This window comes from Sphingomonas sp. 28-62-11, from assembly GCF_002278865.1.
Lineage (GTDB): Bacteria > Pseudomonadota > Alphaproteobacteria > Sphingomonadales > Sphingomonadaceae > Sphingomonas.
Genome location: NZ_NCGB01000009.1, coordinates 20876 through 46160, shown reverse-complemented (window position 1 = coordinate 46160; position 25285 = coordinate 20876). Strand labels below are relative to the sequence as shown.

The window sequence follows — 25285 nt, the reverse complement described above, 5'->3', positions numbered from 1 at the left end:
CGTTACGGCGCAGGCGGCACCGGGAGCATCGCCGGCGGGTCACCCAGGCCGCCGGCTTCGACGGGCGCCTTGGCGAAAATTTCCCACACGGCCATGAACAGCGCCGCGATTACCGGCCCCAGCACGAAGCCATTGAAGCCCATCAGCTCAAAACCGCCAAGCGTAGAGATCAACACCAGATAATCAGGCATCCGCGCTTCGCGCCCTACCAGTATCGGACGCACGACATTGTCGACGCTGCTGATGATGAAGAAACCGCACACGAACAGCACGCCGCCCTGCCACGTGTCGCCCGTCGCGATCAGATAGAGCGATGCGGGCACCCAAATCAGCGCAGTGCCGATGGCGGGGAACAGCGAGAAAATGCCCATTGCCACGCCCCACAGCAGTGCACCACTGATCCCCAATATCCAAAAGATCAGCCCGCCGATCAGCCCCTGCAATATGGCGACAATCACGCTGCCTTTGATCGTGGCGCGCACGACCGCAACGAAACGCGTCACCAGCAAACTGCGCTGCTCTGGCGCGAGCGGCAGGCACCGTTCGATCTTGGCGATCAGGACATCGCCGTCACGCAGCAGAAAAAAAGTGAGGTACAGCATCACGCCCAGGGATAAGAAGAAACCCAGCGCGCTTTGCCCGACATTGAGCGCCTGGCTCGCGAGTGTCTGGAAACTGCTGGCGATCCCCTGGCCGATCCGGGCCTGCACCGCGCCGAAGTCCGTCAGCCCACGAACCGACAGCCAGTCACGCGCCACTTGTGGCAGGTTGTGTTCGGCCTCGGTAAAGATCCGGCTAAGGTCGATCTCACCGCGCTGGAACTTCTCGTAGACGGTCGATGCCTCGCTGATCAGCGCGGTGCTGAGCAACATGGCGGGAATGATCACGACTGCAACGATCACGAGCAGGGTTACCGTAGCCGTCAGGTTCGGACGCTTTGGTATGCCCTTGAGCAGCCATTTGTTCAGGGGCGCGAACAAAATGGTTGCGATCACGCCCCACAGAATCGCGCCAATAAACGGTCCAACGAGCCATGCAAAAGCCACCGAGGCAATGATGACGATGAGCAGCAGAAAGCCCTGCTCCAACGGCGATCGCGTGTGCACAGTCATGCCGCCAACCCGTCGGCAGCGGCGGGGCGATGGCTTGGCCTGATGGGTGGATCACAGATCATTTGTTAGCAATACGATGAGGCTGACCCTGGACGCAACTCCGCCTCGCGTGACTGATCCTGCTTTTACGTTGGTGCTGGAGATGGCGGGCGACCAATCTGGCTCGGTCGCTTTTGAGCGCATGGCTGATCACGTGGCGGACCACCTGTTCGTGCGAGCCAAAGACCGTAATCGCCCGGCTGCTCGGCATCCCTTTGTAAGGTCCTAGACCTAAAAAGTCGCTATTCCGCTTTCGCCCCATTTGCTGTCATCTCACCTCATGCAGCTACGCGTCGTAAACTCGGTCGTTGAACCGGCCGATCGCTCATCCCAAGGTCGGCCATGCGTTCGGGCTATCGGTGGAAGTCGTCATTTGCCAATGGCCTATGACCTCTTCAGCTTAGAACATATCAGGATATTTCCATTGCCAAGACGTCCCGGTTTCGCCCAGCACCGCGCGTACCAACTCAGGGAATAGCGCTTCCGCCCGCACGTCGTTGCCAAGTAGAACCACACAGCGTTTGCCGCGCGTAACGCACAGCATCATGTTTCCGGTGAAGTCATTGTGCCCGCCCTTATAGAAACCCGTGCCCTGTGGACCACGAAAAATCTCGACGCCGAGCCCGGCGGCAAGCCCCTTGATTCGCCGTGCCGGCGGCAAATCGGGCTGGAGGGTGGGGAATTGCGATGCAGTGGTGATAGCCAGTTGCCCACGGATCATCTCCGCACGGCTACGCCGTGACAATCCCGTGCCGTTCGCCAATGCGGCGGCGAAGCGGGCGATATCGGAGATCGTGGTGTCCATCGATCCGGCGGCACGCGGGCGCCGCTGCATGCTGTGGTCGAAGGCGACGCCATCCATCCGCCAGCCCTGCGCGACATTGCCTTCCCAAGCCGGGCGCCACACGAGACTCGAGCGGGTCATGCCCAGCGGCTTGAAGGTCAGGCGGTCGATTGCCGCGATCAGATCGATGCCGAGGCCCTTTTCGATCGCGAATTGCAGCAGATTAATGCCTTCGCCGGAATAGCTGTAGCGCGTGCCAGGTTCAAAATGGAATTTGAGCTTCTGATCAAGCTCGAGAAAGGCAAAATTGGCGAAGCCGGTGCTGTGGGTGAGAATGATCCGCGGCGTCAGCTTGCGCCAGCGTTCGTCGCCGGCAAGATCGCCCCAGTTCCCCGAACCATCGACATTGCCATATTCGGGCAGTGGCTTTGGCAGCATCGCCGCGATCGGCGTATCGAGCGTGAAGTGACCCTCGTCGACCAGGCGGAGTACGGTATAGGCGAACACCGCCTTGGTGATCGAGGCGCCGTACATGATCGTATCGGTCTGGAGCGGCGCCCCGGCAGTGTTTCGGTCGCCATAGGCCTGCACATAAACGACCTTGCCATCTTCGATCACGGCGAGTGCCAGTCCCTTGGCACTGACGCGGGCGATGCCGCCACGGGCGGCCGCATCGATCGCTGGGGCTCGATTCGAAGGAATGGTCTGCGCGACTGCGCCACCCGGCAGCGCAAGGGCTGCGGCAGCGGCAAGTATCAGCAAGTGCTTCATGGGTTCTCCTCTTTCGTCGCCGCCGAGAAAGGGACATTGCGTCACGTCCGTCGCTTCAGATTGCTGAAACCGCGCCAAATTTATGAAATGAGGCGCCGCCGATACTCGCTTGGATTGAGGCCGAAGGTAGCACGGAATGCGCGGTTGAACGTCGCCTTCGAGCTGAAACCGGCATCGAGCGCGGTCGGAAGAAGATCATTGATGGTGGCGGGGCTGGCCTCGATGATCCGTGCCACTTCTTCGCTGCGCAGACGGTTGATCATCTCGTTGAAGTTCATCCCGAGCCCGTCATTGATCGCTCTCGAGAGGTAGAGCGTGTTCGTGCCGATGCGTCGCGCGAGTTCGGCCAAAGTCAAATTCGGTTCGCGCCACCACCCCGACTCTCGGGTGCGGGCCTGCCATTGTTGGCCAAGCAAAGCCCAGTCGTGCCCGGTAGCCTCCTCTTCGAGTGGCAGCAATCCCGGCTGCAAGTCGGGCGGCTGCGTGGTCGCGACCCGCCATCCCTCGATGCCCAGCCAAGCGGACCATAACGCCAGCCAGAGCAGATAAGAGCTTGCGTCAAGCTCGCCGACGAATGACGTGTAGAATCGCACTGTCGCGAGCACCGCCAGAGATATCATCAAGGTCGTCAGCACGCGCTGCAACCATCGTGCGTCATGGAGATCCGCGTCGCTGCGAAGTGCCAGCAATCTGGCCTGAAATGCCTTCAAAAGCTTAAGGCCGGCAACACCATAGCTTGCGAGGGAGAGCAGGACCGCCAACTCGACCAGCGGCTTTACCAATGGGTCATGAAACCCTTCTTTCCATGTGTTTGCAACGTGCAAAGGCGCCAGACTCAGGACGGCCAGATATGCAAACTGCAGGAATGCCGGCGCGAAATGCAACCAGGCGCTTCGTGGACGAGCGCGCTGCGCCGTACTTCGGGCATATTCGAAGACCAGTGGCCCCAGCGCCAGCGGCAGGTTCAGCGGCAGAAACGTGAGCCACACCGGCACCTCGTTTCGCCCGTGCCAACCAAGCGGGTAGACCAGCATCATCCCGAGGAGCACCGCCAGTGTGAGCGCAAGAATCCGGTTGCCCGGACGCTCTGTCCGCCCCCAAAGAAAGGTCGCAAGCACCGCGCCCTGCAGAATATACGCCGTTACGAAGCCTGATTGCCACACCACCGGCTACTCCGCCTCGTCAGCAATGCGGAAAGTCGCCCCAATAAACCAACCTATTTCGCATACATCGCTCATGTGCTTGCCAGTTGTAGCAGAATCGCTTGACTTATCCGAGATCGAAAGACTCAGCGGGCGACATTTCGCGAGGGCAGCGCGGGCGATGCAATGCGTCCAAGCATTAACTCGTCCCGGACGATGAATGCGGTCTACCGCGCACGTCCTTTTGCAAGCCGCCCGTCAGCTAGCAGCCCAATATTGGCCGGTGGAGCTACACAAGGCAATGTCGACGTACCACCAATCTTTGCCGTTCACTTCATGCGTAGGTAACGACGCATTTTGCGGGTTCATGGCCTAGTCTAGCGCCACTATTGCAACCCTATCGGCATAGTCCTGCTTGGGATCGACGCCGAGCATCATCTTGATGCCGGCGATCAAGCTCGACCCGTCGAGCCAGATTTCCGCTTCCTCCGCATCGAACCGGAGCAGCGCGAGCTTGGGATCGTCCTTGCCATCATACCAGGCAGCAACAAACGGGTTCCAGAGGCGGTCGATGACCATCCGGTCGTTGTCCTGCGACAACGCGCCATGAACGGTGGCGAAAAGGTCATGGCCTTTCGAGGTGAACGTCGCGATCGCCCGTTCGCCCTGGCCCAGTTGTTTTACAATCCCATTATCGATTGAGGTGAAGAACCAGATCGGGCTGCGGTCGTCCTCAAATTGTCCAGTCATTGGGCGTGCGTGGCCATCCTCCACACCATCCAGCCCCAGCATCATCGTCCGATCCGATTTCAGCGCGTTCCAGAATTTGCGTTCGAGCTCTTGCGGGCTGGGCATAGTGCATCTCTCCAAGGAAAATCAGCTGCTTAAACTGGCGAAGGAGACGCGGGTTCCCTTGGCGATTGCTCTGATGACAATAGCGATCGCGGAGGCAGCTTCACCGCAACCGCTGTCGAACCGCCGCAAGATCGTCGACGAACCGGCGAAACTCCTCAGCCGCTTGCGCCTTATCGACGATGCGAAGCAAATAGCTGGGGTGGACGGTGATCCAGCCTTCTTTGCTCTCGGGAAGGTCGATCGGCTTGCCCCGCGATGCGCCGATGGGCGTCGTTACGCCAAATACGCTACGCGCAGCCGTCGCTCCCAGCGCGACGATCAGCTTTGGTGCGATGATCGCCCGCTCCTGATCGATCCACCACCGGCATGCTTGAACTTCACCGACGCTGGGCTTGGCGTGAATACGCCGTTTGCCGCGCTGTTCGAATTTGAAGTGTTTGACGGCATTGGTGACATAAGCGCGCGATCGATCGATCCCGGCCTGTGCCAATGCACGATCGAGCACCTGCCCGGCAGGGCCGACAAAGGGCCGACCCGCCAGATCTTCCTGATCGCCAGGTTGTTCGCCGACGATCATGATCTGCGCTTCCACCGGGCCTTCGCCGAAGACGGTTTGGGTGGCGCATTGGTGAAGCGTGCAGCGGGTGCAGCTTGCCGCTTCGTCCCGCAGTGCACGCCACGCAGCATCGGCATTTCCCCCGATCGCAGCATGATGCCGGGCGGTGGCGATCATGCCTGATTCACGTGCCTGCGCCGCCGCAACAAGGCCGGGTATCAGTGCGGTTTCGGGCATGTTCTTCCAGTATTTCTTGGGCATTTCCTTCGTCATTGCGCCAACTTTGACACGCGCCGGATTGAAGATGGCGGCGTAATAGGCCTTCCAAACATCTTCGACCGGGTCGCCTGCCGGCGCGTCTGTTTTGCGCGCGCCGGGCCCTTCCGTCAGGGCTTTGCCATCCCAATGGATCGACAGTTCCGGGGTCAGGATTGACCAGGCCATGTTGGCGAAACGACGCATGAAGAACCCGGCATTGAGCCGAACGATGTGATGATCGGGTTCGAACCACGCCACATAGCGCCCGTCGATCTCGCGGAAGCGCACAAAGGCGCGCATCTTGTGAACATCGCGGCGCACCGCCTTTGCCATTTCATCAAGGCGGCGAACCAGCGGATCAGCGCGATCCTCGATCAAATGGCGGTTCGCCTGAAGCCGGAAAAGCAGCGTGTAAAGCAGCGCGAACCGCTCGTGATCGACGTGGCAGATCACCGACCGGGCAAGGTCTATGAAAGCGCGCGGGACGTTCAGCGCGCCATCTGGCGGCAATGATTGTTTGCTGCCGAACAGGTCAGTCTCACCGCCGACCTGCCAGATAATCGCGTCTGGCTTCACCCCGGCGAGGACCAGCGCCCGCGCGGCACGGCGCCACGCGTCGAAATCGTCAGGCTCGGTCAGGGTAACGCTGGGCATGGCGCGTCAAGCAGCGAACAACTCCAACTGTTCCGCCTTTGGTGCTACCAAAGGGCGAAGATCGGCCTTGTCTGAAAGCGACACCGGCCGCCAATCCTCTGCCACGATGAACGGGCGCAGCTTGGCGACCGAAACGGTCAGCTTGCCGATATCGGCAAGCCTGAGCCGACGATGCTTACGGCTCGTCAAAATTGCTCCAACCACCCGGGTGCCGAGCCCAGGCACGCGCAGCAGCATTGCCCTGGGCGCTCGATTGACGTCGACCGGAAATGATCCGCGAAACTTCAGTGCCCAGGCCAGTTTGGGATCGATGTCCAGCGGCAACATGCCGTCATTGGTCGCATCAATCACCTCGGCAGGCGCAAATCCGTAAAAGCGCAACAGCCAGTCTGCCTGGTAGAGCCGGTGCTCGCGCATCAGCGGCGGGCGCTTCAACGGCAGAATCGCCGATGCATCGGGGATTGGGCTGAACGCCGAATAATAGACGCGGCGCATTCTGAACCGGTCGTACAGCCCGCTTGATCGCAGCACGATATCGCCGTCAGTGGCCGCGTCTGCGCCCACGATCATCTGGGTCGATTGGCCCGCCGGGGCATAGCGCGGTGCGTGCCTGTAACGCCGCGTGGCATCGCGGGCATCGTCGATCGACTGCCGCATGTCGCCCATCGCGCCTTCGATCCGGATGGCGGATTTTTCGGGTGCCAGCCGCTTCAGGCCCGGCGCCGTCGGCAGCTCGACGTTGATCGATACGCGATCAGCGTGCAGCCCGGCCTGTGCGACCAAGGCGGGATCGGCATCGGGAATGGTCTTCAGGTGAATATAGCCTCGGAAATCATGATCCTCGCGCAGCGCCCGCGCCACTTCGACGAGCTGTTCCATGGTGTAATTGGCGCTGCCGATAATGCCCGACGATAAAAACAGTCCCTCGATATAATTGCGCCGATAAAAGGACAGCGTCAGATCGACGACCTCCTTGGTTGTAAAGCGCGCGCGGCGAACGTTCGAGCTCTTGCGGTTGATGCAATAATGGCAGTCAAAAATGCAGCTGTTGGTCAGCAATATCTTGAGCAGTGAAATGCAGCGGCCATCAGGCGCATAGGCGTGGCAAATGCCCGTGCCCTCGGTCGATCCGATGCCCTTGGCCGAACCCGTCGACGAACGTTTCGTGGTGCCCGATGACGAGCAGGAAGCATCATATTTTGCTGCGTCCGCAAGGATTTCGAGTTTTTGCCGGGTGTCGAGTTGCGCCATTTGTTCATTGTATGTTCTTGCTCGCAAATGGTCCAGCGCTTTTGGGACACGGCAGGCAAAGGCCCGACAACCTGATTGATCGAACATGAAAAAGGGCTGGTGGAGCCGAGGGGAATCGAACCCCTGACCTCTGCAGCGCGATTGCAGCATTCCCTCAAGAAATGGCGCAAATGCGTGGGTTTCAGATAGGCGAAACTGTTGATTTGGAGCAATTTGCGTTATCAGTGCGATACAAGATGGGCGGGCAGCGCCTTTCATCAGGCTCACGCTCCCGGTGCCGACCGACCGCTTTTGCGGCCATCAACCGAAGCACGGTTTCGCGGCGAGCTGGTCGCTTTCGCCGCCGCGAGCAGCAAGGGATAGCGCAAACTGCCTCAACCGGCCTGCCAAACAGGCGGCTCGAAGAAGCCCGCTAAACTGGGCTGTTCGGGCCGTTTGACGATCATCGAACGGTGAAACTGACCTTCCCGGTTGCCCGGTGGCCGTCGGCGCCCGCTGCCTGCCATTTCACGTCATAGGAACCTACGGGTAGAGCATCGCGCAGGTTGAGTGTCAGAACGCGCTTGTCGCTTGACCAGCTGGATTTGAAGTTACGGATCGTCATCGGCGGGTGATCGGTCATGCCTGGCATTGCCGTCATGACAATGCTGGCCGCGACGGTTGCCGGCGGCAGAGGTTCACTGAAGGTGAGCGAGACCACGCGCGACGGTTTGATTGTGGCACCTTCGGCGGGGGTGGAGGCAACGACCTTGGTATGCGCCAACGCCGTACCGGGGATCAGCGAGCCGCAAATCGCTGCTGCCGCAACCAACAAAATCGAAGAAACACGCATAACATACTCCCTTCAACGTTTCAGAAATCAGAACCAGAGACGAACACCAAGGACAAGGCTAGTAGCGCGGGGGGCATCGCCAGCCGCACGGGCAAAATCAACGCCGCGCCCGACCCGCCAGCTTTGTTCGACACCAATATAGGGCGCGAATTCACGGACGATTTCGTACCGTAAACGTACGCCTATCTCGATACTGTCGAGCCCCGCACCAATGCCCAACTGGGGCACGTCCTGAGCTGCCAGGTTGATCTCGGCGCGCGGCTGCACGATCAGCCGCTGGGTGATCCGCTGGTCGAGTTCCGCCTCGATGCGCGCGGTCAGGTCGCCACGATGCGATACGAATAAAGCTGCATCCAGCTCGAACATATAAGGCGCGAGGCCCTGGATCCCGAGCACGGCATAAGTCGTGTCCGGCCCGGCGAAATCCTGACGGACGCCGGCCTGCACATCGAAAAATGCGGCAACCGCGCGCGAATAGAGTGCCTGGAATTCGGCATTGTCGACGCGCTGGCCGAACTGCCCTTCGCCTTCACTCTTATACCAGAATCGGCTGGTGGGGCCGCCATAATAGCCTTGCAGGTCCCAGAGATAAGCATCCGCGCCATCCCTTGCCTGTATTTCTACGCGATCGGCTTGGAACCACGACAATGGGTAATCGCCGTGCATCTGTTGGAGTTCACGGCGGGAACCGCGCATGGCATTGGCACCCCAGATCGCGTCGGCCGCCCGCGGCGGACCGCTGCCGGCTTCGGGGGGCGCCGGCGTTTCCAGTTCGGGCCCTGGCGAAGGCGCTTCGGGGTTGTCAGATGCTTTCTCACTTTGGTCCGTGGGCTCTGTTGGTTCGGTCTGAGACGCAGTCGTTGGTTCGGCACTGGGCATCGCGTGCCCGGCGTGGGGATCAGGCGCGGGCTTGGAAGTCGATGGGGGAGCAAGGCGGGGCACAGGGGGCGCCTGAGCGGGGCCCTGATGGGCACTGTGGTCCTGTGCCATCGCGGGCGTCGCCACTAACGCGGCCGCCAGCACAGCAATCGCGATCCGCGTCACGTCGCCGCTCCGGGACCCATGACGGTCACGGTCTGCATCATGCCGCCATGCATGTGATACAGCAGGTGACAGTGGAACGCCCAGTCGCCGGGCTCGTTCGCGGTCAGATCGAACTGCGCGCTGGCGCCGGGCTGAACGATCATGGTGTTCTTGCGCGGTTGCAGCGCGGCCGGCTGGCCATTGACCATCTCAAAATACATGCCATGCAAGTGAATGGGGTGCGCCATCATGGTGTTGTTGATCAGCTTGACGCGGACCCGTTCGTTCCAGGCAAACCGGATCGGCACATCGCTGATCGCCGAATACATCCGCCCATCGAACGACCACATATAGCGTTCCATATTGCCGGTCAGGTGCAGCTCGAGCAGTCGCGTGGGCTCCTTGGCCTCGGCATGGGCATCACGGGCCACCAGCATGCGATAATTCAGCACACGGTGCGGTACGTCACGCAAACCAAGGCCGGGATCGCCCATTTTGTCGACCGGCGCCATCGACACCATGTCGATGCCGGGGCCGATCGCCACATCGGGCGGCAACAGCGAAGTGTCACGCATCTTCATGCCGTCCATGCTCATGGCGACATCCGGCTTGGCCTTTGGCGCAGCGCCATCACCTGTCGCGGTATGGCCCATCGCAGCATGATCCATGCTGCCATGGTCCATCCCGCCGCTGCCATGGTTCATCCCCATGTCACCCATCGTGAGAACGGGCGCCGCTCGCAGTGGCGGCACGGCGGCACGCGCGCCCGGCGTGCTCGCGAGCGTCGCCAGTGCCATGCCTGACCGCTCCATTGATTCCGCAACGATACTGTACGCTGCCGCCGCGCCGGGCTCGATAATCACATCATAGGTTTCGGCGGTGCCGATCTGCAATTCGTCAACCTCCACCGGCCGAACCGGCTGACCATCGGTCGCGACAACGCTCATGGGCAAGCCCGGAATTCGGACGTTGAAGAAGGTCTGCGCCGATCCGTTGATGATCCGAAGCCGCACCCGTTCACCGGATCGAAACAGATACTCCATGCCCTCGGTCGGCCCGCGCCCATTGGCCAGGAACGTGTAGGTCGGCGCACCGATGTCGGCGATGTCGGTCGGCATCATCCGCATCTTGCCCCACATCCGCCGTTCCTCGGCTGACATCGGATAGTCGTCGGTAAGCGTGTTCTGGCGGTAGTTGAAATAGCCGCCGCCGGTGCGCAGCCGGTTCATGATGAAATGCGGGTCGAGCGTCGTGAAATCACTCACGAGCAGGATATAGTCGCGGTCTACCTTGATCGGATCGCCGCCGCGCGGCTCGATGATCATCGGTCCGTAATGCCCGGATTGCTCCTGAAGGCCCGAATGGCTGTGATACCAATAAGTGCCCGATTGCCGGATCGGGAAATAATAGACGAAGGTCTCGCCTGGGCGAATGCCGGGAAAGCTGATCCCCGGTACGCCGTCATATTGGAACGGCAACAACAGCCCGTGCCAGTGAACCGAACTGTCCACGCTCAGGCCATTGGTGACGTTGAGGCGAACATTCTGCCCCTCCTTCAGCCGGATCAACGGCCCCGGTACACTGCCGTTGACTGCCACACCGGGCCCGCGTCGCCCCTCAACGATGCGATGCCCGTTGCCGATGGTGAGATTGATAACCTCGCCCGATACCTCGTCGAAGCCCGCGGGGATCAGCGTCTTGCCACCACCATGGCCGCCCGCATGCTTACCATGAACGCTTTGGCCTCTTGCCCAGGCGGGCGCCGCAAGCACCGATGCGCCGAGCCCGAGGCCGCTGAGAATTGATCGCCGGGAAAGGTCGTGCGTCATGGCATTGCGTATCCTTTCCATTGCCGATACTATACCCCCCATAGGTATTCAAGCGGGGACTGCGGGGCATGGGCAAACACAAGACTGATACCCTCAACCGGCTGAAACGGATCGAAGGGCAGGTTCGCGGCATCGCGCAAATGGTGACCGATGAGCGCTACTGCATCGACATTCTGCATCAAGTGCAGGCAGTACGGGCGGCGTTGGCGAAGGCCGAAAGCGAAATCCTGAAAGACCATGCCGCATGCTGCGTGGCAGAGGCGATCGCGTCAGGTGATGTCACTGAACAACGACAGAAATTCAGCGAACTCATCGATCTATTTGAAAAGACAAAGCGATAGCGCCTTTGCTTGCGAAGAGTGCTCGCCAAAAAACATGCTAACTATCTGATTGTAAGCCGAAAGGGCTGGTGGAGCCGAGGGGAATCGAACCCCTGACCTCTGCAGTGCGATTGCAGCGCTCTCCCATCTGAGCTACGGCCCCGCCCGGTTCCGCTGGGTGGCCAGCGGGCGCTCTGAATACCGACAGCACTGACGCGATGCAACATCGTGCGCGCGAGCGGGCTGCGCTCACATCCTGTCCACCGCTGCCGGTTGCATTTTCTCCGGCTTTGCGCATACCGAAGTTTCGAAAACCAAAACGCAGGAGAGCAATATGGCCCATGCATGGACGCTGAAATCACGCCCCAGTGGCACCCCGACGCACGATAACTTCGCGCTGGTCGACATCGCCACGCCGCCGGTCGAGGCCGGAATGGTGCGGATCGCCAATCGCTGGCTCTCGGTTGATCCCTATATGCGCGGTCGGATGAACGATGTGAAAAGCTATACCCCGCCATTTGCGCTGGGCGAGGCAATGCAGGGCGGCGCGGTCGGTGAGATCGTCGAAAGTGCTGCCGATGGCTTTGCGGTTGGCGATATGGTGCTCCACATGGCCGGGTGGCGTGAAGAGGCCGTGCTGCCCGCATCGCAGGTGCAAAAGCTCCCCCCGCTCGGCGTTGATCCTCAGGCGTTTCTGGGCCAGCTCGGCATGCCCGGGATGACCGCGTATTTCGGGCTGCTCGAAGTGGCGAGCGCGAAGGCCGGTGATGTCGTATTCGTGTCGGCAGCCGCGGGCGCGGTCGGGTCGACATTGGTGCAGATCGCCAAGGCCAAGGGCATGACGGTCATCGCTTCGGCCGGGGGCGCTGACAAATGCGCCTGGGTCGCGTCACTCGGGGCAGACCATGTCATCGATTACAAGGAAGATGGCAGCTTGGTGAAAAAGCTGATGGCTGCGGCTCCCAACGGCATCGATGTCTATTTCGACAATGTCGGCGGCGATCATCTCGATGCGGCGCTGGCCGTCGCGAACGAACGCGCGCGGTTTGCGATTTGCGGGATGATCGATGTGTATAACAGCGGGGCCGCCACCCAGCTCCGCTATGCCGCGCGCATCATCGGTGCGCGCATCCGCATTCAGGGCTTCATCGTCAGCGACTATATGGCGCGCGCGGCTGAGTTCTATGCCGATATGGGCGGCATGTTGGCCGCGGGCCAGCTAACGCGCGAAGAAACGATCCATGACGGCCTGGCGAGCATGCCTGATGCGTTCCTTGGCCTGTTTTCGGGCGGCAACAAGGGCAAGATGCTCGTTCGCGTCTGATCGGGCGGGCAGGCGATGGCGGCAATCTAAGCCATCGTCACACAAACATACCGTTCGTGCTGAGCGAAGTCGAAGCACCCTGCGCAGGCCTTCGACTTCGCTCACGCCGAACGGTCGGAACAACTGTCTATCGGAACGGCTTCAGTTGACCCCGCTGAACGTATCGCACTGCGCCGGATCGCCGGTATCGAGCCCGCGCTTCAGCCACCGCATCCGATCGGCAGAGCTGCCATGGGTAAAGCTGTCAGGCACCACCTGGCCCTGCGCTTGACGTTGCAATGTATCGTCGCCGATTGCCTGAGCCGCCGTTAGCCCCTCTTCGATGTCGCCGGGTTCCAGCCGATTGCGATTGGCCGCCCCCCAAACGCCTGCAAAGCAATCCGCCTGCAGTTCCAGCCGAACCGACAATGCATTGCCTTCGGTCCGGCTGGCGCGGGCCTGCGCGCGACGGACCTGATCGGACGTGCCGAGCAACGTCTGGATGTGGTGCCCGAACTCATGCGCCATCACATAATTGGCGGCGAAATCACCCTTTGCGCCAAGCTTGGTCTCCAACTCCTGAAAAAAGCTGGTGTCGAGATAGATGCCATTGTCGCTCGGGCAGTAAAACGGCCCCATTGCCGATTGGGCCGCACCACAGCCCGATTGGCCCTGGCCGCCATAAAATTGCAGCTTCGGTGATTTGTAAGGCTGGCCGGCCTGCGCGAACAGCGCCTTCCAGCTGTTATTGGCGGAGGTGAAGGCATCGCACGCTGCCTTGCTCGCCGCGTCGACGGTACAGGCTTGCTGGGCGCTGGTGCGGCCGCCTGCGCCGGTGCGGGCGGGGGTTTGCCCCACCTCGCTGACGGGCGCCGGGCCAATCCCCGACAGCAAGGGCAGGCCGCCACCCATGAAGAACACCACCGCCAACAGCACGGCGACCCCGCCGCAGCCGAATCGGCTGAACACGAACGGCAACAACCCCAGCAGCATCCCGCCACCGCCACCGCCGCCAAAACCCATGCCGCCGCCCCGCCCGCGCTGGTCGCCAACGTCAATATTGGGATCAAAATCGTCAAGCCGCATGGCCACAGCCTCTATTGGTGATCGCAGCCCCCTGAATGCGTAATGCGGCCACTGGTTGCAAGCCGGATGCGTCGCGGGCTCTGGTTATCGTGCCGGATGGTGGGGTGTCATGGACGATTTGTCTGGTGGGTGAGGGGGCAGATTTTCGTAGCCCGTAAGGTCCGCTGTTGGGTGGATTACGGCCCGGCAGCTTCATGGCGATCCTGTATGGAACGCTTACGTTGCAGCCTGTAATGCGGGAACGAGCGACGAGCACGTAGGTGACCGCATAAAGGGGCGTGTATGTTGAAAGTGGACAGCGGAAGGGTAAACGATCCGATCGCAATATCCCCCATTAAACTCGCTGATGCCTGCTCCAAGACGGGGCCATTGGTTGTCCAGTTCAGTCGAGCAGGCGCGTATACTCCGAAGATTTTGTCTTCGTTGAATGAGGTGTGCGCGTTAACGAAAGAACTCCTTCAAGTGCGTTTTTATGGACATTATGGAAGCCATTTCGACGCCACGTTTCTTCGTCATCTTCCAGATGTTCGTGATCTTGCTCTCGATTGCCTTACCAGAATTGTAAACGAAGACGAAGTAGGCCGACTTCATAATCTGAAGCGCCTTAGTTTTGGGGTTTTCGAATTTGATCGGCCCGAGTTTCTCAAAACGATCGAGCTTGGGCGGCTGGAAAGGCTGATACTGATTGAGACCCGAAAGCGAAACTTCGACCTCAATCCGTTGGCAGGATGCGGATCGCTGAGGGAACTGTTTATCAATGGTCACTCGAAGGGCATAAAGGCCATCGCGAACTTGCCGCATTTGCGAAAGCTGAGCTTAGGCGCTTATGCGAAAAGCCATCGATTAGACTTTGTGTCTGACATCTTGTCGTTGAAGGAATTGACGCTCATTTTGGGAGGGCGCGCGGACATTGATGATATGTCCAGCACTACACTTGAGACGTTGCAAATCCTGCGGGTACGCGCGTTGAGCACGCTAGGTGACCTTTCCCGTTTTCCGATGTTGTCAGCTCTGCGCGTGGAAGATCAGTTGCAACTGGTCCGACTGGATTTGACGGGGGCGAGCTTAGAGCGGCTGTGGCTCTATAACTGCAAGAGGTTGGCCGACCTGCCGGGGCTAGATAGGCAAGAGCGGCTTAGGGAGTTTCGTGCGTCAGTCGTGGCCCTTGATATGAACGCGTTACGCGACCGGGATTGGCCGCACACCGCAATTTCTATCAATCTGTTTTCTGGAAACAAAAAGTGGAACGATGATGCCCATGCTCAGCTAACCGGGCGAGGGTTAGGCCAGAAGGGCGACCTCTGGCCTTAACTGTACGCCTAAAGGGCGGCAGCCATTTGGCGCGACGTCCGGTTTCAAGCATCGTTTCCTAGTGCTAAACCGCCGGGTCGGGGGCGAAAACTGCCAATCCCTCCACGTCACCCCGGACTTGATCCGGGGTCCCGCTTCTCGTTGGCGGGGAAAGGCAGCGGGACCCCGGGTCGAGCCCGGGGTGACGGTTGGGCGAGGGGCAATCGATTGCGCCTGTGCTAAATTCAGCCGAAATTTTCCTACATCGCCGCCATATGGTAAAGTGACCACTGCTCTTTGAAATCGTCGATCATCAGCGACGTTGCATGCCGCCGACCACATCCGCAACAAAGTGCGCCAGACCCGCAACTTCCGCAACTTCACATGCCGATGGGCAGTGTCGTTAAGGTCCCGGCGCCCGGTGCCGGTGGGCGCTCCTCCCTCCGTAATTGCCGCGTTTTCATCAAACTGTCGTTGATCGAACAGGCAAGGCAGGCCAATCATTCAGGCCATGGCAGATCAACAATCAGATACAATCAATCAGATGCGGCACGCCGGGAATATGCCGTTGCCCGAAACCGTGGCGCTGGTGCTGCAGGGCGGCGGGGCGCTCGGAAGCTATCAGGCAGGGGTGATCGAAGGTCTGCAGGGCTCAGGTATCGGGATTGACTGGGTGGCAGGCATTTCGATCGGCGCCATCAACGCCGCGATCGTCGCGGGCAATCCGCCGGAACAGCGGGTCGAAAAGCTGAAGGCCTTTTGGGACAGGATGACGAGCAGCCTGCCGAGTTTTCCGATTTTTCCCAATGATATGGTCCGCGAATTTGTTCATGAATGGTCGGCGGGGATGGTGCTGGCGACGGGCGTTCCGGGATTTTTCACGCCGCACTTGTTGCCGCCCAATTTCGCCGCGCCGGGCAGCGCGGGGGCGCTCAGCTATTACGACAGCGCGCCGCTGAAGGAGACGCTCGATTCGCTGATCGACTGGGATCTGGTGAATGATGGTCCGGTTCGACTGTCGGTCGGCGCGGTCGATGTGATCAGCGGGAACTTCCGCTATTTCGACAGTGCGATCGAACGGCTTGATGCGCGCCACATCATGGCATCGGGCGCATTGCCGCCGGGTCTGCCGCCGATCGAGATTGATGGCAGCCTGTGGTGGGATGGCGGGCTGGTTTCCAATACCCCGCTCAGCCATGTGCTCGATCATCAGGAACATGGGATGTTGGTGTTCCAGGTCGATCTGTTCTCAGCCGCTACGGAGGCACCGCGCACCATTATGGACGTGATGGCGCGCGAAAAGGAAATCCGGTTTTCCAGCCGCACCCGCCAAGTGTCCGATCAGGTGATGAAGCTTCGCCAGGAACGCGAGAAGATCCGCCGTTTGCTGGCCAAATTGCCTGCCGCGATGAACGATGATGCCGATGTGCAGGCACTCGTGGCGCTGTCAGCCGAACAGCCCGTCAATCTGGTTCAGCTGATCTACAAGGCCAATGCCTGGGAAGGCGGATCGCGCGATTTCGAATTTTCGGCGCGCACCATGCGCGAACATTGGGAGGCTGGTCTGGCCTCGATCGATCTGGCGATGAGCAATGCGCAGCTGGTGACCGAAAATATCCTGACCGGCAAAAGTGCTGCATTCGATTTGTGCCCGAAACAAGGGCTGAAGCGTTCTGGGCCTGAGCTCGACTGATAAGCGGAGACGAATTGATGTTCCTGAAGGGCAAAAGCGCGATTGTGACGGGTTCCACCTCTGGCATCGGGCTGGCCTATGCCAAGGCTTTTGCCGCCGAGGGCGCCAGCGTGATGATCAACGGCTTTGGCGACGCGGGAGAGATTGAAAAGGAACGCGCAGCGCTGGCTGCAACCAGTGGTGCGACCGCGCTGTATGACGACGCGGACATGACTGATCCCGATGCGATTGCCGAAATGGTCGCGCGGTGCCACGCCGAGCTCGGCGGGCCGGATATCATCGTCAACAATGCCGGCATCCAGCATGTCAGCCCGATTGAGGATTTTCCGGCCGACAAGTTCGAAGCCATCATCAAGATCAATTTGACTTCGGCTTGGTATCTGATCCGCGCGGCCGTGCCGCACATGAAGGCGGCTGGCTGGGGCCGGATCATCTCAACTGCATCAGCGCATTCGCTCGTCGCGAGCCCGAACAAATCGGCCTATGTGATGGCCAAGCACGGCATTGCAGGGCTGACCAAGACGATCGCGCTGGAAGTTGCGACGCATGGTATTACCGTCAACGCGATCAGCCCCGGCTATGTCTGGACGCCGCTGGTCGAAAAACAGATACCCGACACGATGGCGACGCGCGGGCTGACCCGCGAACAGGTGATCAATGATGTGCTGCTCAATGCGCAGCCCACCAAGGAATTCGTCACATCCGAGCAGGTCGCGGCTTTGGCGCTGTATCTGTGCCGTGACGAGGCCAAGGGGATTACCGGGGCCAATCTGTCAATCGATGGCGGCTGGACAGCGGCATGAGCCATGCCGCAGCAACGCCAGGCAGGCACAAGGCTTTGCGCAGGGCAGCGCTGGTCATTGGCCTCGCTTTGCCGCTGGCGGGATGCGGTGGGCGCGATGCTGTGACGGCGCCAAACACGCCATCAGCTGTATCAGAGGTGCTGAACTGGCGGATGGTGGCAACCAAGGTCGATCGCGAACGGCTGCGCAACTGGCGCGACGCGTGGACGACGGGCGTCGATCAGGCACGACGCCAGAACGCGGCGCAATTGGCAGCGCAAGGTGCTTTGTTTGACGCTGATCGCGCCTTACCCGGCGCCCTCCCGCCGCCGGGTACATACCGATGCCGGGTGTTCAAGCTGGGCGCGAAAGGCGTGGCGATGGCGGATTTCACGCGTTATGGCGATTTCGATTGCCAGGTTGATCGCCAGGCAGGCGTGTCGCGTTTTTACAAGAATAGCGGCGCGCAGCGGGCGATGGGCACGATCTACGACGACTCAACGAGCCGCGGCATTTTTCTGGGCACGTTGCAGCTTGGTGATGAATCGCGACCGATGGAGTATGGGCGCGATGGTGGCCGCGATCTTGCCGGTTTTGTTGACCGTGTTGGAGACAAGCGCTGGCGCATCGTGCTGCCTTACCCCCAATTTGAATCGATTATCGATGTGATCGAACTGGTTCCTGCCGGGTAAGCCGCAGGGTTGCGACCGGCACGCTGTCGTTGTAAATCCTTGACACGCTGACTTCTCATTTTGGCAGCGTTTATGGGGGACAGCTGGCATGGCCGAGCGCAAGATTTTCGCCGGTCACGCCGTCCGCCGCCTCCGGCGACAGGCAGCGCTTACCCAATCGGCAATGGCGCAGGATCTTGCCATTTCGCCAAGCTATCTGAACTTGGTCGAGCGCAACCAGCGGCCCTTGTCTGCGGCGCTCCTCGTCAAGCTGCTCGACCGGTTCGATTTTGATCCGCGCACACTCGCCGCTGCCGAGCCCGGCGGCGGCGAAGCGGCGATGCGGCGGCGGCTGGCCGACCCGATGTTCGCTGACCTCGATATCGACCGCAGTGAGCTGGAGGAATGGCTGGCAGGTGCGCCAGGCGGTGCCGAAGCCTTTGCCCGCGTCTTCGATCGGCTCGGTTCGGACGGAGAAGTTTCTGCCGATGGTGGTGATCCCGTTGCGCAAGTGCGTCGTGAGATCGAACGCTGGCGCAACCATTTTCCCGATCTCGATGCCGCGGCCGAGCAATTGGCGGATGAGATGCGGCTGGGGGCAGGGGATCTGTACGGGGCCGTGGCGGATCGGCTCCGGGTAAAGCATCAGCTTTCCATTCGCGTCCTGCCGGTTGAGGTGATGCCGGACATGCTGCGGCGGCTCGATCTCCACGCGCGGCAGCTTCAGCTGTCCGAATTGCTCGATCCGGCATCGCGCGCTTTTGCGGCAACGTTTCAGCTGGCGCAGATCGAAGCGCGCGCGGAAATCGACGCGCTTGTGGCAGGGGCTGGGTTTACCGATCGCGCGGCCGAACGGCTCCATCGCCGCCACCTTGCCAGCTATTTCGCGGCCGCGGTGATGATGCCCTATGCCCGCTTTCTGCGTGCGTGTGAGGCTACGGGCTATGATATCGAACTGTTGCAACGCCGGTTCGGCGCGGGGTTTGAGCAAGTCGCGCACCGGCTGACGACATTGCAGCGCGTGGGCGCGCGGGGGCTGCCGTTCTTCATGGTACGGATCGACCGGGCGGGACAAGCATCGAAGCGATTTTCGGGGGCGAGCAATGCAGCGCTTGCTGAGGCCGAGGGGCGCTGCCCGCTCTGGCGGTTGCACCACGCCTTTGAACGTCCCGGATCACTGACGGTCCAGCTGGTCGAGCTGCAAAGCGGTGACCGCTGGTTGACAATGGCGCGCACTGTCACGCCGCAGGGGCATCGCTATGGCACGATCGGCGCTGAATTCGCGGTCGGATTGGGCGTGGAAGCGGCGCTGGCAGGCTCGCTGGCCATTGCACGCGGCGTCGATCTGGCAGGCGACGCAACACCGATCGGTTTGGGTTGCCGCGCCTGTTTCCGGCCCGATTGCCCGCAACGATCATCGCCGCCTGCGGGGCGGACCTTGATCGTCAACGAGAATGAGCGTCGCCTGTCGCCGATCAGCTTTGCAGGCGATTGACCGTAGCCAGCGATGGCGGAGCTTTTGCGCCGCATAGTAACAAATGCTGGACTTTGCGTTCCCGGATAGCTGTAAGGCCCGCCAACCTAAGCTCCGGACTGAGGACGGCATGAATCATAGCGTGGAAAAGGTTTTGTGGGTGCGGCAGTGGAATGAGAGCTTGTTCTCGTTCGCTATCACGCGACCCGCCAGTTTTCGGTTTCTGAGTGGTCAGTTCGTGATGCTCGGCCTGATGGTCGATGGTAAGCCGCTGTTGCGCGCATACTCGATGGCATCGCCTTATTATGCCGAAGAGCTCGAGTTTCTGAGCATTATCGTGCAGGATGGTCCGCTGACATCGCGGTTGCAGCACATCAAGGAAGGTGACGATATCGTGCTGGCGGCGAAGTCCGTCGGCAGCCTGGTGCTCGATGCGCTCCTGCCGGGCAAGAATCTGCACATGATTGGCACCGGTACGGGGCTTGCCCCATGGCTGGCGCTCGCGCGTGACCCTGATGTGTATGATCGGTTTGATCGCGTCACCGTGCAGCACACCGTGCGCAACAAGAACGATCTGGCCTATTTCGAAATGCTGTCGAGCAAGCTGGCCGATGATCCGCTGGTGGCCGAAGAAGCGGCCACCAAGTTCCATTACGATTGGGCGGCAACGCGCGAACCCGCAGGGCCGGATCACGATAGCCGCCGGATTACTGATCGCATCCGCGACGGCAGCTACAAGCTCGATCCGGAAACCGATCGGGTGATGCTGTGCGGATCGATGGCGATGATTAAGGAAACAGCGTCGATCCTCGAAGGCCTTGGCTTTACCGAGGGGGCGATGTCAGGCCCCGGCACTTTCGTGCTCGAACGCGCCTTTGTCGGCTAAATCGATTGACTGGCGGGTTGCCGTTCAGGCGCCCGCCAGGGTCAGCCGATCAAGCTGATCAGGCGTTAGCGATAGGGTCATCGCGCCCGTCAATTCTTCCATCTGCGCGACGCTGGTCGCACTGGCGATCGGCGCGGTGATGCCGGGCTGCGCAGCAAGCCATGCCAGCGCGATCTGCGCCAGCGTGGCCCCGGTTTCCGCGGCGATGGCATCCATCGCCGCGAGCACGCCCATCTTGGTATCGATCAGTGCTTGCATCCGACCACCACGAACGCTTTTGCCCAGATCATCTGCGCTGCGGTATTTGCCGGTCAGGAAACCCGATGCCAGACCATAGTAAGGCACCACGCCGATATTGTGGGTGACGCACAAATCCTGGAGTTCGCCCTCGAATTTGTGGCGGCTGACCAGGTTATATTCGGGCTGGAGCGCGTGATAATGTGGCAGGTGGTGCGCCGTTGCCAAATCAAGCGCTGATTTCAACCGTGCGGCTGAAAAGTTCGAAGCACCTACAACGCGAACCTTGCCGGCATTGACGAGCTTGCCGAATGCTTCAAGCGCCGCCTCTTGCGGCACATCTTCGTCATCCTGATGCGCGAAATAGAGGTCGATCGTGTCGATGCCGAGCCGTTGGAGCGAAGCATCACAGGCAGCCGCGATCCGCGCAGGGGCCAGTTTTGCGCCGCCTTCACCGGGCAGCATGCCTACCTTGGTGGCGATTTGCACCGCTCCGCCTTTACCGCTGACCTTCAGCCATTCGCCGATCACGGTTTCGGACTCACCGCCTTTGTGCCCCGGTGCCCAGGCCGAATAGACATCGGCGGTGTCGATCATCGTGCCGCCACCAGCAACGAATGCGTCGAGGACGGCAAAGCTGGTCGCCTTGTCTGCCGTCCAGCCGAACACATTGCCGCCCAGTACCAGCGGCGCGATGGAAACATCGGTGGCGCCAAGGCGGCGATGGTTGGTCATTCGGCTTCCTGATCGCTGGTGTTATCGACCAATGCATTGGCCGAGACACTATCATTGTCGAGCATTGCCGCGGCCTCGTTTAAAGCCTGCGCTTCACTGGGTGAAGCACCGCTGGCATCAGTGGCGGGGGTGCCGCACGCGGCAAGCATCAATGCAAGCAGCAGCACCGCGTGCTTCATCGGACTATTCCTCGATCTCGTTGCCGGCCGCGTCGGCCACATTGCCGATTTTCTGTCCGGCCCGATCAATCGCGTTTTCGGCAGCGCCAAAAGCCTGATCAGCAGCGGCTTCCGTATCGTTGATCGCTTCGCCCATTGTGGCGTTTGCATCGGCGGTGATCGCCTCGGCAGCCTCGGCGGTTTCATTCTGCGCAGTGGGAGAGCAAGCGGCTAGGCCGATTGTTGCGGCGGCCATCAGGGCGATCGTGGTCAGGGTTTTCATGTCCGGTCCTTCTCAGATTTTGGGGATGGGATGCGCCAATGCACAAACGCTAAACGAGGGTCCGTGGCGGTGCAATGATCGCGCTAACAGTAACAGTATCATTGACGACATATAAAGATATCTTTATATGATTATCGCAATGACACTTGCCCTCGATATCTTTCGTGCCCTTGCTGATGCCAGCCGGCTACGCATCATGGCGCTGCTGCAGTCGATGGAATTGTCGGTTGGTGAACTGGCGCAGGTGCTCGGGCAAAGCCAGCCGCGCGTATCGCGCCATGTGAAGATCCTGTGTGATGCCGGGCTGGCCGAGCGACGCAAGGAAGGAAGCTGGGTGTTTCTGGCATTGGGCGATGCCGCGCTGGTAAAGCCGGTATTGGCCGCGCTGAATGCCTGGGGCGCGCGCGAATCTGATCATTGGGCGGTAGCCGATGCTGCACGGCTCGCCGCGGTTCGGGCAGACCGGGCTGCCGCTGCCAATGCCTGGTTTGAGGCCAATGCCGGGCAGTGGGATGCAATTCGATCGCTCCATATCGCCGAAAGCGATGTCGAAGCAGCGATGAAGCATGTGCTTGGCGATGCGCGGATCGGCCAGTTGATCGATATCGGCACCGGCACAGGGCGAATGCTTGAGCTGTTTGGCCCGCAAGCCGATCACGCCCTCGGTATCGATCGCAGCTCGGAAATGTTGCGGCTGGCACGCGCCAAGCTTGCCGAGCGCGGGCTGGACCGGGCGGAACTGCGCCAAGCCGATCTTTATGCGCTGCCAATGGGCGATGGCCAGGCCGATGCGGCGATCCTGCACCATGTGCTGCATTTCGCGCAACAGCCGGGGGCGGCAATCGCTGAGGCCGCCCGCGTGCTGAAAGGCGGCGGCCGCTTGCTGATCGCCGATTTCGCGCCGCACGACCGCGAGGAATTGCGCGCCCGCGATGCCCACACGCGCCTAGGCTTTTCGGACGATCAAGTGACCGGCTGGTTGGAGGGAGCCGGGTTGGCACCCGCGCGGATCGAGACGCTGGAGGGCGGCGAACTGACGGTGAAACTATGGCTTGCCCGCAAAACGGGTGATGCGATCAGGCAGGTGAAGGCAGCATGACGATCACGATCAATCAACTCGAAGAGGCGCGGCGCGCGCTCGATGCGCCATTGTTCGCCGACTTGGCTGGCGATGCGAATGTGTCGTTCGAATTCTTCCCGCCCAAGACGGAGAAGATGGAAGAGGCGCTTTGGGAAACGGTGAAGACGCTTGCGCCGTTCGGCCCGCGTTTCGTTTCCGTCACTTATGGTGCGGGCGGTACGACGCGGGAACGCACGCACGCTACCGTCGCGCGTATCCAGCGCGAAACGCCGATGCCTGCCGCCGCGCATCTGACTTGTGTCGAGGCAAGCCGTGACGAGATCGACGCAATAGCCGATGCCTATTGGCAGGCCGGCGTGCGGCATATCGTGGCGCTGCGCGGCGATGCGCCGGGGTCCAGCGGCTTTGTGCCCCATCCGGAAGGGTATACCAATGCGGCCGATCTGGTGGCGGGGTTGAAACGGCTGCACCCGTTCGAAATTTCGGTGGCGGCGTACCCCGAATGCCATCCCGATTCGCGCGACGAGGCCGACGACCTCGACAATTTGAAGCGCAAACTCGATGCGGGCGCGACGCGCGGGATCACCCAGTTCTTCTTCGAACCCGAGACGTTTTTCCGCTTTCGCGACCGCGTTTCAGTGGCAGGGATCGATGCCGAAATGGTGCCTGGCATCATGCCCGTTACCAATTTCGCCAGCATCCTGAAGATGTCGGCGATGTGCGGCACCGATGTGCCGGCCTGGCTCGGACGGTTGTTCGAGGGGCTCGACGATCACCCTACCAGCCGCCAGCTCATCGCCGCGACGCTCGCGGCGGAGCTTTGCCGCAAGCTCTATGCAGGCGGGGTGCGTGATCTGCATTTTTACACACTCAATCGGGCCGAACTAAGCTTTGCGATCTGCCACTTGCTTGGGTTGCGGGCGAAAGCAGCGCCGCTGGTGGCGGTTAACGCCGCGGCATAACATCCCGTCACCCCGGACTTGTTCCGGGGTCCACCGGGCGACAAGAGCCGCGCCCGGTGGCTTCAAAGGCTCGTTGGCCCCCGGAACAAGTCCGGGGTGACGAAGGAAGATGATGATGACGCCACGTGAATCACTCCTGTCCCAGGCCGCGCAGCGCATCCTGCTGACTGATGGCGCGTTCGGCACCGAAATCCAGAACTGGAAGCTCGTCGAAGCCGATTATGCGGGCGACCTGAAGCTGACTAAGGACCAGAAGGGCAATAACGACATCCTCGCGCTCACCAAGCCCGAGGTGCCGGAAAAGATCACGCGCGAATATCTGGAGGCCGGATCCGATATCGTTTCCACCAACACCTTCAGCGCGAACCTGATCAGCCAGGCCGATTATGCGGCGGAACATCTGGTGCGTGACATCAACGTCGCTTCGGCCCAGATCGCCCGGCGCTGTGCGGACGAATATGCCGCGAAGGATGGCCGCCCGCGGTTCGTGGCAGGCGCGATCGGGCCGACCAACAAGACGCTGTCGCTCAGTCCCGACGTCAACGACCCTGGATTTCGGGAGATCGACTTCGATTATCTGAAGGACGTCTATCTTGAACAGGTGCTCGCGCTGGTAGAAGGCGGCGTGGACTTCATCCTGATCGAAACGGTCTTCGATACGCTGAACGCCAAGGCCGGGATCATGGCGGTGATCGAAGCGGGCGAGGTGCTTGGCCGCGACATCCCAATCATGCTGTCGATGACGCTCACTGACCTTTCGGGGCGCAACCTTTCCGGTCACACCGTCGAGGCGTTCTGGCACGCGGTACGGCATGCAAAGCCGTTGACGATCGGGCTGAACTGTTCGTTCGGCGCGCAACAGCTTCGTCCGCATGTGAAGACGCTGAGCGGCATCGCCGATACGCTGATCATGATCTATCCCAATGCCGGGCTGCCCAATGAACTGGGCGAATATGACGAACTGCCCGAGGAAACCGCCGCGCTGGTGAAGGAATGGGCAGAGGCCGGGCAGGTCAACATCCTGGGCGGCTGCTGCGGATCGACACCTGCCCATATCGCGGCGATGGCGAAGGCCGTGGCGGGCCTGCCAGCCCGCGCCGTGCCGGTGCCGCCGGTGGTGACCCGGCTCGCCGGGCTGGAGCCGATGACGATGGCGGCTTGAATTAATCCTCCCCGACACGGGGAGGTGGCGCGCGAAGCGCGACGGAGGGGGCGGGC

The 25285-nt window shown here is 60.9% G+C and carries 24 protein-coding genes and 1 tRNA gene; 11 read left to right on the top strand and 14 right to left on the bottom strand.

Features of this window, described 5'->3' with window-relative positions; genetic code table 11:
• Positions 1–2: 2 nt before the first annotated feature.
• From B7Y49_RS04245 to B7Y49_RS04205, 9 genes are all read right to left on the bottom strand, one after another.
• Positions 3–1112, bottom strand: coding sequence for an AI-2E family transporter (locus B7Y49_RS04245; RefSeq protein WP_374126329.1), 1110 nt, complete (start codon positions 1110–1112; stop codon positions 3–5).
• A 439-nt stretch (positions 1113–1551) separates the two neighbouring features.
• A complete protein-coding gene (locus B7Y49_RS04240; protein WP_374126328.1) occupies positions 1552–2706 on the bottom strand; it encodes a serine hydrolase in 1155 nt (384 codons plus the stop codon).
• 80 nt (positions 2707–2786) lie between these two features.
• Positions 2787–3872: a helix-turn-helix transcriptional regulator gene (locus tag B7Y49_RS04235; protein ID WP_374126327.1), complete on the bottom strand. Its 1086-nt coding sequence runs from the start codon at positions 3870–3872 to the stop codon at positions 2787–2789.
• A gap of 348 nt (positions 3873–4220) precedes the next feature.
• Positions 4221–4703, bottom strand: coding sequence for a pyridoxamine 5'-phosphate oxidase family protein (locus B7Y49_RS04230; protein ID WP_374126326.1), 483 nt, complete (start codon positions 4701–4703; stop codon positions 4221–4223).
• 100 nt (positions 4704–4803) lie between these two features.
• Positions 4804–6171, bottom strand: a complete 1368-nt coding sequence (locus tag B7Y49_RS04225; RefSeq protein ID WP_374126325.1) for a uracil-DNA glycosylase family protein — start codon at positions 6169–6171, stop codon at positions 4804–4806.
• A gap of 6 nt (positions 6172–6177) precedes the next feature.
• A complete protein-coding gene (locus tag B7Y49_RS04220; protein ID WP_374126324.1) occupies positions 6178–7422 on the bottom strand; it encodes a putative DNA modification/repair radical SAM protein in 1245 nt (414 codons plus the stop codon).
• A 442-nt stretch (positions 7423–7864) separates the two neighbouring features.
• On the bottom strand, positions 7865–8254 hold the full coding sequence (locus tag B7Y49_RS04215) for a copper resistance protein CopC (RefSeq protein ID WP_374126323.1): 390 nt from the start codon (positions 8252–8254) through the stop codon (positions 7865–7867).
• 27 nt (positions 8255–8281) lie between these two features.
• A complete protein-coding gene (locus B7Y49_RS04210) occupies positions 8282–8950 on the bottom strand; it encodes a copper resistance protein B (protein WP_374126322.1) in 669 nt (222 codons plus the stop codon).
• 344 nt (positions 8951–9294) lie between these two features.
• Positions 9295–11106: a copper resistance system multicopper oxidase gene (locus B7Y49_RS04205; protein WP_374126321.1), complete on the bottom strand. Its 1812-nt coding sequence runs from the start codon at positions 11104–11106 to the stop codon at positions 9295–9297.
• A gap of 68 nt (positions 11107–11174) precedes the next feature.
• Here B7Y49_RS04205 and B7Y49_RS04200 point away from each other — a divergent pair, with 68 nt between their 5' ends.
• Positions 11175–11447, top strand: a complete 273-nt coding sequence (locus B7Y49_RS04200; protein WP_374126320.1) for a metal-sensitive transcriptional regulator — start codon at positions 11175–11177, stop codon at positions 11445–11447.
• A gap of 66 nt (positions 11448–11513) precedes the next feature.
• On the opposite strand, the gene B7Y49_RS04195 is transcribed toward B7Y49_RS04200, so the two are convergent.
• Positions 11514–11589: transfer RNA gene (locus B7Y49_RS04195), tRNA-Ala, on the bottom strand.
• 171 nt (positions 11590–11760) lie between these two features.
• Here B7Y49_RS04195 and B7Y49_RS04190 point away from each other — a divergent pair.
• On the top strand, positions 11761–12750 hold the full coding sequence (locus B7Y49_RS04190) for an NADP-dependent oxidoreductase (protein WP_374126319.1): 990 nt from the start codon (positions 11761–11763) through the stop codon (positions 12748–12750).
• A gap of 141 nt (positions 12751–12891) precedes the next feature.
• Here B7Y49_RS04190 and B7Y49_RS04185 read toward each other — a convergent pair whose 3' ends face one another.
• Positions 12892–13815 carry a neutral zinc metallopeptidase gene (locus B7Y49_RS04185; protein WP_374126318.1) on the bottom strand — a complete coding sequence of 308 codons (924 nt, stop codon included), beginning with the start codon at positions 13813–13815 and terminating at the stop codon, positions 12892–12894.
• 282 nt (positions 13816–14097) lie between these two features.
• Between B7Y49_RS04185 and B7Y49_RS04180 the strand changes: the two genes are divergently transcribed.
• The 6 genes from B7Y49_RS04180 to B7Y49_RS04155 all read left to right on the top strand — a co-directional run bounded on the left by B7Y49_RS04180 (position 14098) and on the right by B7Y49_RS04155 (position 20611).
• Positions 14098–15126: a hypothetical protein gene (locus B7Y49_RS04180; protein ID WP_374126317.1), complete on the top strand. Its 1029-nt coding sequence runs from the start codon at positions 14098–14100 to the stop codon at positions 15124–15126.
• Between the two features lie 490 nt (positions 15127–15616).
• On the top strand, positions 15617–16798 hold the full coding sequence (locus B7Y49_RS04175) for a patatin-like phospholipase family protein (RefSeq protein WP_374126316.1): 1182 nt from the start codon (positions 15617–15619) through the stop codon (positions 16796–16798).
• A 17-nt stretch (positions 16799–16815) separates the two neighbouring features.
• Entirely contained in the window at positions 16816–17601 is a 786-nt protein-coding gene (locus tag B7Y49_RS04170; protein WP_374126315.1) for a 3-hydroxybutyrate dehydrogenase, read from the top strand.
• Positions 17598–18272, top strand: coding sequence for a DUF4893 domain-containing protein (locus tag B7Y49_RS04165; RefSeq protein ID WP_374126314.1), 675 nt, complete (start codon positions 17598–17600; stop codon positions 18270–18272). The genes B7Y49_RS04170 and B7Y49_RS04165 overlap by 4 nt, the downstream gene beginning before the upstream one ends.
• An 88-nt stretch (positions 18273–18360) precedes the next feature.
• Entirely contained in the window at positions 18361–19746 is a 1386-nt protein-coding gene (locus B7Y49_RS04160) for a short-chain fatty acyl-CoA regulator family protein (protein WP_374126313.1), read from the top strand.
• A gap of 109 nt (positions 19747–19855) precedes the next feature.
• Entirely contained in the window at positions 19856–20611 is a 756-nt protein-coding gene (locus B7Y49_RS04155) for a ferredoxin--NADP reductase (protein ID WP_374126312.1), read from the top strand.
• Between the two features lie 24 nt (positions 20612–20635).
• Here B7Y49_RS04155 and B7Y49_RS04150 read toward each other — a convergent pair whose 3' ends face one another.
• Genes B7Y49_RS04150 through B7Y49_RS04140 form a run of 3 tightly spaced genes read right to left on the bottom strand, consistent with a single transcriptional unit; the run spans position 20636 to position 22024 of the window.
• On the bottom strand, positions 20636–21583 hold the full coding sequence (locus tag B7Y49_RS04150; protein WP_374126311.1) for an aldo/keto reductase: 948 nt from the start codon (positions 21581–21583) through the stop codon (positions 20636–20638).
• The gene (locus B7Y49_RS04145; protein WP_374126310.1) at positions 21580–21762 is read right to left on the bottom strand and encodes a hypothetical protein; all 183 of its coding nucleotides are present in this window, start codon (positions 21760–21762) and stop codon (positions 21580–21582) included. The genes B7Y49_RS04150 and B7Y49_RS04145 overlap by 4 nt, the downstream gene beginning before the upstream one ends.
• A 4-nt stretch (positions 21763–21766) precedes the next feature.
• Positions 21767–22024: a hypothetical protein gene (locus B7Y49_RS04140; RefSeq protein ID WP_374126309.1), complete on the bottom strand. Its 258-nt coding sequence runs from the start codon at positions 22022–22024 to the stop codon at positions 21767–21769.
• A gap of 139 nt (positions 22025–22163) precedes the next feature.
• On the opposite strand from B7Y49_RS04140, the gene B7Y49_RS04135 reads away from it, so the two are divergent.
• The 3 genes from B7Y49_RS04135 to B7Y49_RS04125 all read left to right on the top strand — a co-directional run bounded on the left by B7Y49_RS04135 (position 22164) and on the right by B7Y49_RS04125 (position 25229).
• Positions 22164–23123 (top strand): ArsR/SmtB family transcription factor, encoded by a 960-nt coding sequence (locus tag B7Y49_RS04135; protein WP_374126308.1) that lies wholly within the window; start codon positions 22164–22166, stop codon positions 23121–23123.
• Positions 23120–24067 carry a methylenetetrahydrofolate reductase [NAD(P)H] gene (gene metF, locus B7Y49_RS04130; RefSeq protein WP_374126307.1) on the top strand — a complete coding sequence of 316 codons (948 nt, stop codon included), beginning with the start codon at positions 23120–23122 and terminating at the stop codon, positions 24065–24067. Before B7Y49_RS04135 ends, metF begins: the two co-directional genes overlap by 4 nt.
• A gap of 115 nt (positions 24068–24182) precedes the next feature.
• Positions 24183–25229 carry a homocysteine S-methyltransferase family protein gene (locus B7Y49_RS04125; RefSeq protein ID WP_374126306.1) on the top strand — a complete coding sequence of 349 codons (1047 nt, stop codon included), beginning with the start codon at positions 24183–24185 and terminating at the stop codon, positions 25227–25229.
• Positions 25230–25285: the final 56 nt, after the last annotated feature.

Bases quoted from the DNA above. Each gene is read 5' to 3' on its own strand.
- B7Y49_RS04245 (WP_374126329.1), bottom strand. From the start codon at position 1,112: ATGACTGTGCACACGCGATCGCCGTTGGAGCAGGGCTTTCTGCTGCTC.
- B7Y49_RS04240 (WP_374126328.1), bottom strand. From the start codon at position 2,706: ATGAAGCACTTGCTGATACTTGCCGCTGCCGCAGCCCTTGCGCTGCCG.
- B7Y49_RS04230 (WP_374126326.1), bottom strand. From the start codon at position 4,703: ATGCCCAGCCCGCAAGAGCTCGAACGCAAATTCTGGAACGCGCTGAAA.
- B7Y49_RS04225 (WP_374126325.1), bottom strand. From the start codon at position 6,171: ATGCCCAGCGTTACCCTGACCGAGCCTGACGATTTCGACGCGTGGCGC.
- B7Y49_RS04220 (WP_374126324.1), bottom strand. From the start codon at position 7,422: ATGGCGCAACTCGACACCCGGCAAAAACTCGAAATCCTTGCGGACGCA.
- B7Y49_RS04215 (WP_374126323.1), bottom strand. From the start codon at position 8,254: ATGCGTGTTTCTTCGATTTTGTTGGTTGCGGCAGCAGCGATTTGCGGC.
- B7Y49_RS04210 (WP_374126322.1), bottom strand. From the start codon at position 8,950: ATGCGCGGTTCCCGCCGTGAACTCCAACAGATGCACGGCGATTACCCA.
- B7Y49_RS04205 (WP_374126321.1), bottom strand. From the start codon at position 11,106: ATGACGCACGACCTTTCCCGGCGATCAATTCTCAGCGGCCTCGGGCTC.
- B7Y49_RS04200 (WP_374126320.1), top strand. From the start codon at position 11,175: ATGGGCAAACACAAGACTGATACCCTCAACCGGCTGAAACGGATCGAA.
- B7Y49_RS04190 (WP_374126319.1), top strand. From the start codon at position 11,761: ATGGCCCATGCATGGACGCTGAAATCACGCCCCAGTGGCACCCCGACG.
- B7Y49_RS04185 (WP_374126318.1), bottom strand. From the start codon at position 13,815: ATGCGGCTTGACGATTTTGATCCCAATATTGACGTTGGCGACCAGCGC.
- B7Y49_RS04180 (WP_374126317.1), top strand. From the start codon at position 14,098: ATGTTGAAAGTGGACAGCGGAAGGGTAAACGATCCGATCGCAATATCC.
- B7Y49_RS04175 (WP_374126316.1), top strand. From the start codon at position 15,617: ATGGCAGATCAACAATCAGATACAATCAATCAGATGCGGCACGCCGGG.
- B7Y49_RS04170 (WP_374126315.1), top strand. From the start codon at position 16,816: ATGTTCCTGAAGGGCAAAAGCGCGATTGTGACGGGTTCCACCTCTGGC.
- B7Y49_RS04165 (WP_374126314.1), top strand. From the start codon at position 17,598: ATGAGCCATGCCGCAGCAACGCCAGGCAGGCACAAGGCTTTGCGCAGG.
- B7Y49_RS04160 (WP_374126313.1), top strand. From the start codon at position 18,361: ATGGCCGAGCGCAAGATTTTCGCCGGTCACGCCGTCCGCCGCCTCCGG.
- B7Y49_RS04155 (WP_374126312.1), top strand. From the start codon at position 19,856: ATGAATCATAGCGTGGAAAAGGTTTTGTGGGTGCGGCAGTGGAATGAG.
- B7Y49_RS04150 (WP_374126311.1), bottom strand. From the start codon at position 21,583: ATGACCAACCATCGCCGCCTTGGCGCCACCGATGTTTCCATCGCGCCG.
- B7Y49_RS04145 (WP_374126310.1), bottom strand. From the start codon at position 21,762: ATGAAGCACGCGGTGCTGCTGCTTGCATTGATGCTTGCCGCGTGCGGC.
- B7Y49_RS04140 (WP_374126309.1), bottom strand. From the start codon at position 22,024: ATGAAAACCCTGACCACGATCGCCCTGATGGCCGCCGCAACAATCGGC.
- B7Y49_RS04135 (WP_374126308.1), top strand. From the start codon at position 22,164: ATGACACTTGCCCTCGATATCTTTCGTGCCCTTGCTGATGCCAGCCGG.
- metF (WP_374126307.1), top strand. From the start codon at position 23,120: ATGACGATCACGATCAATCAACTCGAAGAGGCGCGGCGCGCGCTCGAT.
- B7Y49_RS04125 (WP_374126306.1), top strand. From the start codon at position 24,183: ATGACGCCACGTGAATCACTCCTGTCCCAGGCCGCGCAGCGCATCCTG.